The organism is Rhizobacter sp. P2_H2 (assembly GCF_056403375.1).
The window spans coordinates 1-1,869 of record NZ_JBFUFP010001045.1 but is presented as its reverse complement, the minus strand read 5'-3'; the positions used below and the strand labels follow the sequence as shown (position 1 = coordinate 1,869).

Below are 1,869 nucleotides of genomic sequence, written 5' to 3'. Positions count from 1 at the left end.
GTGCCAGCTCATGCCGCGCGCCTCGATCAGGTCGCGCATGGCACGGGAGTAGCGCACCCGCGCGGCACTGTCCGCGGCCGAGAATGACCCGAACTCGCCGACGAAGACCGGGTAGCCGACCTTCGTGCCATAGGCTTTCGCGACGTCCAGGCCCCAGGTCATCTTCGACAGCTGGTCCGCCGTGCAGCAACTCTGCCCGACAGGCAGCGCAGGTGTGACCCACGTGGCCCCCTGGTGAGTGAAGTTGAACGGTTCGTAGTTGTGGACCGTGAGGATCAGGTTGGCGTCGTTGGGCAGCACGAGCCTGGGCAGGTCGGCCGCGCTGTTCCAACTGGTCGGGCCGACGACGATCAGGCGTTGCGGGTTGTCGCGGCGAATCACGCCGACCGCCCGCGCCATCAGGTCGTTCCAGCGATCGGTCAGGTTGCCGTGCGGCTCGTTGTAGACCTCCAGGATCAACCGGTCGCTGCGATTCTTGTAGCGAGCCGCGATCTGCCGCCACATCGCGAGGAAGCGCACTTCCACCACGGCGGGGTCCACCGAGCGCTCATTGGCGTCCAGCACGTCGCCGTCCAGCTGGCGATAGTGGTGCATGTCGAGCAGCACGTGGACGCCTTTGTCCAGCAGGCGGTCGACCACGCTGTCCACGCGTGCGAAGAAGGCCGGGTCGATCACCGCCGCAGCATCGGCCGAGGCGTGGTTGCTCCACCGGACAGGCAGCCGAACGCTGTCGAAGCTGCCGCCATCGAGCAGATCGATGAAGCGTTGCTCCACGGTCAGGCCCCAGTCGCCTTCTCTCGGCGGCTCGAGCATGTTGCCGAAGTTCACCCCGCGACCGAGTGCTGCCGCAGCGGCGCTGGCTCGCGCCGAGGCGCCGGGAGGGTTGCCCGCGGCCGCGGCCGGAAAGTCGGCCAGCGTTGCCGTGTCGGACGCCGTCGCGCCGCCGGCGCCACCGCAAGCCGCCAGCCCCGCGCAGAGCAGGGCCGCGGTCAAAGCGAGTCGTGCAATCGATTGCAAAGAGGGGGAAGTAAAACTTGGAGCGGTCCTTTCAGAGGTGCCACGAATAGAGCTTACTTCCGTCTTCATCATTCGTTCAACTTCCGGTCATGGGGTTTGAAATGACGTGCAATCGATTGCACGTTGACGGGATGTTGCAACGAAGTTACTGGTTGTGTCAATCKATCCGTCCCGTATCATCGGAATACCGTGAATTACTGGGCAGTCGGCATGGACGCAGCGCCTTGCCGGGATGCGCCCGGTGCAATCGTTTCCAGAAACCGACAAGGAGGGCCCTTTCGGGCAAGCATTCAATGACCAGCCCTGGAAAAGGAAGGCGCGACGAGCTGGCGAGCCGAGGCGCATCGGAGCAGAGTGCGACCCTGCAGGACGTCGCTCGGTTGGCGGGTGTTTCAGCCAGCACCGTGTCGCGCATCCTGAACGGGCACGTCGACTCGCCGCGGCGCGACGCCGTCGAAGCCGCGATCAAGAAGCTGCGCTTCAAGCCGAACCTGGTCGCGAAAAGCCTGCGCAGCGGGGTGAGCATGACCATCGGCGTGCTGACGCAGGATTTCGACAACCCCTATACCTCGCGTGCAGCCACGGGCGTCGAAGACGAACTGAGGAGCAGCGGCTACACCCCCATCCTGGTCTCGGGCCACTGGGGTCGCGACGGTGACGAAGCGGATCGCGTGCGCCTGCTGATGTCGCGCAAGATCGACGGCATCGTGGTCATCGGTGGACGGCTCAGCAACGAGCAACTGCTGGATCTCTCCGAGCAGCAGCCCATCGTCGTCATCGGCCGCGAATGCCACGGCCCCCGCCTGAGCTCACTCGATGTCGACCAGCGCCGGGGCGGCTACATGGCATCCC

General features: G+C 65.3%; 2 protein-coding genes. One reads left to right on the top strand and one right to left on the bottom strand.

Annotated elements, in window-relative coordinates; genetic code table 11:
- Nucleotides 1-993, bottom strand: a 993-nt coding sequence (locus AC1D15_RS29825) for a glycoside hydrolase family 5 protein (protein ID WP_477828867.1), incomplete at its 3' end; no start/stop codon positions are given.
- Between the two features lie 428 nt (nucleotides 994-1,421).
- Between AC1D15_RS29825 and AC1D15_RS29820 the strand changes: the two genes are divergently transcribed.
- A partial coding sequence (locus tag AC1D15_RS29820; RefSeq protein WP_477828866.1) for a helix-turn-helix transcriptional regulator occupies nucleotides 1,422-1,869 on the top strand: 448 nt, incomplete at its 3' end.